Origin of the sequence: Acinetobacter sp. UBA801, assembly GCA_002296655.1 — a bacterium.
Taxonomy (GTDB): Bacteria; Pseudomonadota; Gammaproteobacteria; order Pseudomonadales; family Moraxellaceae; genus Acinetobacter.
The window spans coordinates 48,881-54,880 of record DBIN01000043.1 but is presented as its reverse complement, the minus strand read 5'-3'; the positions used below and the strand labels follow the sequence as shown (position 1 = coordinate 54,880).

Below are 6,000 nucleotides of genomic sequence, written 5' to 3'. Positions count from 1 at the left end.
TTTTAAGCTCACGATAGATCGTACTAGGATGTCTTTTAATGAGTTCAGCAAATTTTCTGGCTGAAAAGCCTTCTTTTCTTGACTCAAGCATTAATGCAGTACGATCTTCAAAGTTAAGATGATGGTATGACAATTTTATATACTCCATAAACCCTTTAAATTAATTAGGTGGTTTATGTCGCACTTCAAGTTTTACTCTGCCAAGCATTGGAATATGGAAAAGATATTTGGATGAAATATACACTGCCTACACAACATATAATTTATTTTGGAATTCAGGTAAAGAAAGGAAAACTAGATTCTTCAGGTGTTTCCAAAGCTAGCAACCACAATATTGCTGAAATTTATAACCAAACAACGATGATGTTGGGGCATGAAATTTTCGATTCTGAAACAAATAAAAGAGTATTGGTAGATCATGCTTATATCATTGCAGGCGGTGAAATCACAAAAGCAGCAAGAAACTGGTTAGGTAATAAATTAGATGCAAATCGCAGAAGCCAAATTATTTTCATGGATAGAGATGATATTTTGAATTTATTTACTGTGAATGTTATTGAAGTGCCTCAAATTCATTAAATTTAATTCGCTTGAAAAACACTCAAAAAATACCTATCATAAGATATATATCAAAACTGATGGAGTAGCCTTATGACTACCGCAAAAGTTTTTATGACTGGTCGAAGTCAAGCTGTTCGCTTACCCAAAGAATTTCGCTTTGAAGGTACAGAAGTCGAAATTTTCCGTCGTGGCGATGAAGTGATTCTGCGTGAAAAACCAGTCACCGTAGATCGGTTATTTAAAGTATTAGCGCAAATGCCGAATGACTTTTATGCAGAAGAAAGAGTGGATGAACCACTACAGGAACGAGAAGAGTTCTAATGCAGACACAATATTTATTGGATACAAATATTTGTATCTACATCATCAAACATCAACCTGAAATTGTCCGTCAGCATTTTGAAAAACATCTCCCACATCGAAATATTTTAATTTCAGTAATTACTTTGGGGGAGTTGCGTTTTGGTGCAGAGAAAAGTCAGCAAAAAGAAAAAGCCCTTAAAGTGATAGATGAATTAACGTCAATGATTCAAGTGGTTGAGTTAGATGAATATGTCGCTGATCACTATGCGCAAATACGCCAAGATCTTTCATCAAAGGGACAGATTATTGGCGCAAATGACTTATGGTTAGCAGCACATGCACGTGCAAATCATTGGGTTATGGTCACCAATAACGAAAAAGAATTTACTCGTGTCGATGGATTAAAAGTCGAAAACTGGGTATCTAATCCTTTGTAAGTGAGTTAGATTTTTTATAAAAATCATCCTTTGCCCAACTGCCCTCATCATCTGTCAAAATGGACAGTAGACAATCATCACAGAATAGATATACTGGATTGACCATTTCTAAACCACACGGAGAACAAAGATGGTAACTGCAGGTGATAAACCAGGAACAGGCTTCTATTTTTGTGTCCAATGCGGGCATCGCGTTTACTTAGAAATTGGTACAGACCGTCTACCACCGTGTACCAAATGCCATGGCACCCAATATAACAACAAGGTTGCCTAAGCTACACGACATAAAACAGCAGATCCTGTTTTAATCTAAAGCCCTATCACCCGATGGGGCTTTTTGCTATTTTAGCCATAGAAAACCCAAGGTAATGAGGTACAACATGGAAACAATACTGGGTTTATGTGTCGGCATTGGGCTAAGTGCTGCCAGTGGTTTTCGGGTTTTCGTGCCTTTGCTGGTCATGAGTGTCGCCGCGCTCATGGGTTGGTTTGAACCCTTAAAAGGTTTTGAATGGTTGGCAATGCCTGCTGTTTGTCTGGCTTTGACCGTGGCAACAATCAGTGAAATAGCCGCATATTATGTGCCGTGGGTCGATAATATGCTCGACACCGTTGCCACACCTGCTGCCATGATTGCAGGCACACTCACCACAATCGCTGTAAGCAGTGGTGAAATGTCACAATTTGTCAGTTGGGCTTCGGCCATTATTGTCGGTGGCGGTACAGCGGGTGTTGTGCAAATGAGTACGGTGGCGGTACGTGGTGTATCTACCGCAACGACAGGCGGTATTGCAAATCCTGTGATTTCTACAGGAGAGTGGATTGGGGCTGTCGTACTTTCAGTGTTGTCCTTCATTGTGCCTGTATTGGTAGTATTTGTGGTACTGCTGACCTTAATTTGGGCAATTCGTTGGATTCGAGGACAAAACAAAGGTGTTGAATCCTCAACATAGATTTTTGCTCAGTTTAAAAAATATTTTAAAAATAAGTGTGGTAATAAATTCAATATTTAAACATTATTTGATGATTTGAGTGCGAAAAAAATGTAGATTTGGGAAATTTTCTAAAATATGACTTAAAAAGTGATAAAAATTTTAAAAATAAATCAAAATAAAATCATTTCGGGGAAACAATTCCAACCCCAAATCACTACTATATATCTCAAGGGTGTGATGGGGATCGAAAAGAGTAGATTGCTACCAGTTGCGTACAACGTGCGTGTAGTACTTACCCAAAAGGTCTCGATTCGGCTTAGGACGCTATAAACCAAAAGTTTATAGGCTATAAGATTATGACTTATCCAGCATGATAGTTGAAGTAAACCACAGTTGTTTTCCCTAACACCCTAAAGAATATTGTTGAAAATATAAAAAATAAAACAAGATCAAGAAAATAAAATCGAAATTAAATAAAAGTTTAAATGAATATTATTCCGTATTTCTGCTACAAAACTCCCATCAAGTTGTTCGTTTAAATCTGTTAATTTGCAATGATCATCCACATCTAATTAGGTGGGATATGAGTGTTGATTACGATTTTTGGTGTCGTTTATTACTGACCTGCGCACTGATTAATTATGCCATTTTAATGCTGTGGTTTGTGGTGGTGATTTTCGCACATGACTGGCTTCGACAGTTACATGGCAGATGGTTCGAACTGTCAGATGCAAGTTTTGCTGCCATTCATTATGGTGGCATGGCAGTCTATAAAATTGGGGTATTGCTATTGAATATCGCGCCACTTATCGCGCTGTATATGATGCGACCTTAATTTCAAACTCTATAAACAAGCATCGAAAAGCATAGAAACAACGGTTTGAAACAGTACATTAAAAACACACGGTCATCAAAATAGAGGCGAAAAGCCCGCAATTTAAGGAGTTGGCAAACATGAATTATTTTAAACCTGCACTAATTTTAGGCGGTCTAATTTGTTTGGGGATGGTGCTCGCGGGTTGGATTTTGGGCAACAGCGCACTTAAAATTAAACAGTATGAGCGTGTGGTTTCAGTCAAAGGTTTGTCTGAACGTGAAGTAAAAGCCAATGTGGCGGTGTGGCCAATTCGTTTTAGTGCTGCTAGTCAAGACTTGGCAGCGTTATATGACACCATGCAAAGCCAAACCTCTCAAATTCAAAATTTTTTAAAAAATGAAGGTTTCAGTCCTGAAGAAATTACCATTGCTGCACCTGTAATTACCGATAAATACGCCCAGCAATATGGTGGTGATGGCAATGTTGCTTTACGTTATACCGCACATCAAACCATTACGGTCTATACCAAAAATATTGATACAGTGCGCAGCGCACAAAGCCGCTTGGTCGATTTAGGTAAAAATGGAATAGCCTTTGGTGGTGAAGATTATGGGCAACGCACCGAATATTTATATACGCAACTCAATGACATTAAACCTGCCATGATTGAGCAAGCCACACAAAATGCCCGTAGTGTTGCAGAAAAATTTGCCGCAGATTCTGACAGCCGTTTAGGCAAAATTAAATCAGCCAATCAGGGCGTATTTAGTATTGAAGATCGTGACAGCAATACACCCTATTTAAAAAAAGTTCGTGTGGTGTCTACCGTAGAATATTATTTGGCAGACTGATGTAGCAAATCACTAAGTCAGGAAATTGACTTCATTAATTGCTTAAGCAAAACAAGCACTTTGCCCGACTGAATTGACAGCTCGGGCTGTGCTTGATATTTTGCCCGCACCACTTTGCGTGCTGTAGTTCATGGCTTTAAACGACAACTTTATTTACGCCCCTCCACAAGATCCGTTAGTAATTGTCTATGAAGATGACGATTTACTGGTGATTGATAAGCCTGCAGGTTTATTGTCTGTGCCTGGGCGTTTGCCTGAACATCAGGACAGTGCTTATTTAAGAGTTTTGGCGCAGCATTCTAATGCAAAAATTGCCCATCGTTTAGATATGGCTACATCAGGTATTTTAATGTTTGCCAAGCACCGTGATGCAGAAGTCGCATTGAGCAAAATGTTTCAGGCACGAACGGTAGAAAAAAACTATATTGCGTTAATTCAAGGCAAACTTGAAGGTGAGGGCAGTGTTGATGTGCCTTTAATTACTGACTGGGAAAACCGTCCACGGCAAATTGTGCATTTCGATTTAGGCAAGCCTGCGCAAACGTTGTATCAAGCTTTGGAATATTGTGCGATTGAAGATATTACGCGTGTATTGCTGACGCCAATTACAGGGCGTTCGCATCAGTTGCGGGTACACATGCAATATATTGGTCACCCAATCACAGGCGATAAGTTATATCATCCTCAGCCGCAACAAAGTCCTTTAAAACGAATGGCGTTGCATGCCAGCTATTTGGCGTTTACTCAGCCGTTGAGTCATGAAGCTGTAGAAATTCGGGCACAGCTTCCTTTTTAATCACTTCTTTCTAACAGTCACATTTTTTTCAAATTATTGTGAAAATACTCAAAATTTGGGATAGCCATCATCCCAAGAACTAGTTAATTTAACGCTATAACCGTAGATTTTCATTTTCCTTGCACAAAAAGGAGGTTGATTGGTTATTTTAAAATTTTTGTGTTGAGTGTTTGGGGCTGCAACTTGAGGTTGAAGTGATTTTTGCGTGAAAAACGCATCACTTGAACGGGGCAGGCCGATGGGGTGGGAGGCAAAGTTATGTTGTATATATTGGGCGCAATAATTGTAGTTCTTGTGGTGATTGTTTTTTGGCAAATCCAGCGTCGCGGTGAGTTGTCTGCTAGCATTAAATCTTTACAAAACAATTTAGACCGCACTCGCTCCAATTTGGCAACTGATGAGCTGGAAAGTAACGAGTTAGAACATCAGCTCACGCTGCTTCGGGTAGAAGTAGGGAGTTTGAAAAACCGTGTGGAAAGTTTGCAGCATTATCAAGATATTTTAGATGTTGAACAATATGTGTTGGAACGTCGCCAACAAGTTGAAATGTTTGTAGAAATGGTCAAGTCTGAAGCAGAAAACATGCGTGATCAATGCAAACAAAAAATTGAAAAAGTCAGTAATTTTTTAGTCGAACACGAACAAAAAGCCAAAGCTAAAACCCTAAAAGCAGCTCAAGAACAATTGGGTGCTTTTTATCATTTAGCAGAAGAACGTCAAAAGTTAGAGCAGGTGACTGCCGCGCTTTATCACAAAATTGAAGAAAATACCCCTGCGTTTCAATTGCCAGCACAGCAGTTACTCGATCATTTAATTGAAGACTATAGCCAGTCTGATGCAGCACAGCATTTATTACAGGTGCGTCAAAAAATTATGCAAGCGATTCAAAATAATGAAATGGCCTATTGTGCATTTGTAGATGAGCAGCGTCGTCTTTCTGCAGTAACATTGCTTAGTCATGCATTAAACAGCAGAGCAGACTTATATTTAGCCCAGTTGAACCAACATAATTTAGGGGAATCTCTACAAGCGTTGCAGGATGATTTCACCTTGCTTAATCACTATGCGGCATCTTTTGGACATAGCAAAATTTTAGAATCTTACTTGGCACTTCGCCTTGAAGAGTTAAAATTTGCATCTTTAGTGATTGGCCTTAAGCAACAGGGCACTGACACCACACAGCAAGTAAAACTGGCAGCGAATGTTTAAGGATAAGCTGCATCTATAAGATGCAGACTCTGTAGGGCTGTCCGACTAAAGTCAGCGCAAAATACAGAAAACTTGATCAAGTACGGCAAAA

General features: G+C 39.2%; 9 protein-coding genes and 1 pseudogene. 9 read left to right on the top strand and 1 reads right to left on the bottom strand.

Annotated elements, in window-relative coordinates; translation table 11 throughout:
• Positions 1 to 133: helix-turn-helix domain-containing protein (locus B2W49_RS08990; RefSeq protein WP_032023738.1), on the bottom strand; the 133-nt coding region annotated here is incomplete at its 3' end.
• Positions 134 to 201: 68 nt separating this feature from the next.
• Between B2W49_RS08990 and B2W49_RS08985 the strand changes: the two are divergent.
• From B2W49_RS08985 to B2W49_RS08945, 9 genes and pseudogenes are all read left to right on the top strand, one after another.
• Positions 202 to 579, top strand: a pseudogene (locus tag B2W49_RS08985) (hypothetical protein); the annotation flags it as partial.
• Between the two features lie 72 nt (positions 580 to 651).
• Positions 652 to 882, top strand: a complete 231-nt coding sequence (locus tag B2W49_RS08980; RefSeq protein WP_136144542.1) for an antitoxin — start codon at positions 652 to 654, stop codon at positions 880 to 882.
• Positions 882 to 1,301, top strand: a complete 420-nt coding sequence (vapC, locus tag B2W49_RS08975; protein WP_291339596.1) for a type II toxin-antitoxin system tRNA(fMet)-specific endonuclease VapC — start codon at positions 882 to 884, stop codon at positions 1,299 to 1,301. Before B2W49_RS08980 ends, vapC begins: the two co-directional genes overlap by 1 nt.
• A 130-nt stretch (positions 1,302 to 1,431) precedes the next feature.
• Positions 1,432 to 1,575: a zinc ribbon-containing protein gene (locus tag B2W49_RS08970; RefSeq protein ID WP_004972403.1), complete on the top strand. Its 144-nt coding sequence runs from the start codon at positions 1,432 to 1,434 to the stop codon at positions 1,573 to 1,575.
• Between the two features lie 106 nt (positions 1,576 to 1,681).
• The gene (locus tag B2W49_RS08965) at positions 1,682 to 2,254 is read left to right on the top strand and encodes a DUF4126 domain-containing protein (protein ID WP_291339593.1); all 573 of its coding nucleotides are present in this window, start codon (positions 1,682 to 1,684) and stop codon (positions 2,252 to 2,254) included.
• A 565-nt stretch (positions 2,255 to 2,819) separates the two neighbouring features.
• Entirely contained in the window at positions 2,820 to 3,071 is a 252-nt protein-coding gene (locus tag B2W49_RS08960) for a DUF6868 family protein (RefSeq protein ID WP_291339591.1), read from the top strand.
• Positions 3,072 to 3,190: 119 nt separating this feature from the next.
• Positions 3,191 to 3,904, top strand: a complete 714-nt coding sequence (locus B2W49_RS08955; RefSeq protein WP_291339589.1) for an SIMPL domain-containing protein — start codon at positions 3,191 to 3,193, stop codon at positions 3,902 to 3,904.
• Between the two features lie 130 nt (positions 3,905 to 4,034).
• Positions 4,035 to 4,700, top strand: a complete 666-nt coding sequence (locus B2W49_RS08950) for an RluA family pseudouridine synthase (RefSeq protein ID WP_291339587.1) — start codon at positions 4,035 to 4,037, stop codon at positions 4,698 to 4,700.
• A gap of 258 nt (positions 4,701 to 4,958) precedes the next feature.
• Positions 4,959 to 5,909 (top strand): DUF5660 family protein, encoded by a 951-nt coding sequence (locus tag B2W49_RS08945; protein WP_291339585.1) that lies wholly within the window; start codon positions 4,959 to 4,961, stop codon positions 5,907 to 5,909.
• The last annotated feature ends 91 nt before the right edge of the window (positions 5,910 to 6,000 follow it).

Bases quoted from the DNA above. Each gene is read 5' to 3' on its own strand.
- B2W49_RS08980 (WP_136144542.1), top strand. From the start codon at position 652: ATGACTACCGCAAAAGTTTTTATGACTGGTCGAAGTCAAGCTGTTCGC.
- vapC (WP_291339596.1), top strand. From the start codon at position 882: ATGCAGACACAATATTTATTGGATACAAATATTTGTATCTACATCATC.
- B2W49_RS08970 (WP_004972403.1), top strand. From the start codon at position 1,432: ATGGTAACTGCAGGTGATAAACCAGGAACAGGCTTCTATTTTTGTGTC.
- B2W49_RS08965 (WP_291339593.1), top strand. From the start codon at position 1,682: ATGGAAACAATACTGGGTTTATGTGTCGGCATTGGGCTAAGTGCTGCC.
- B2W49_RS08960 (WP_291339591.1), top strand. From the start codon at position 2,820: ATGAGTGTTGATTACGATTTTTGGTGTCGTTTATTACTGACCTGCGCA.
- B2W49_RS08955 (WP_291339589.1), top strand. From the start codon at position 3,191: ATGAATTATTTTAAACCTGCACTAATTTTAGGCGGTCTAATTTGTTTG.
- B2W49_RS08950 (WP_291339587.1), top strand. From the start codon at position 4,035: ATGGCTTTAAACGACAACTTTATTTACGCCCCTCCACAAGATCCGTTA.
- B2W49_RS08945 (WP_291339585.1), top strand. From the start codon at position 4,959: ATGTTGTATATATTGGGCGCAATAATTGTAGTTCTTGTGGTGATTGTT.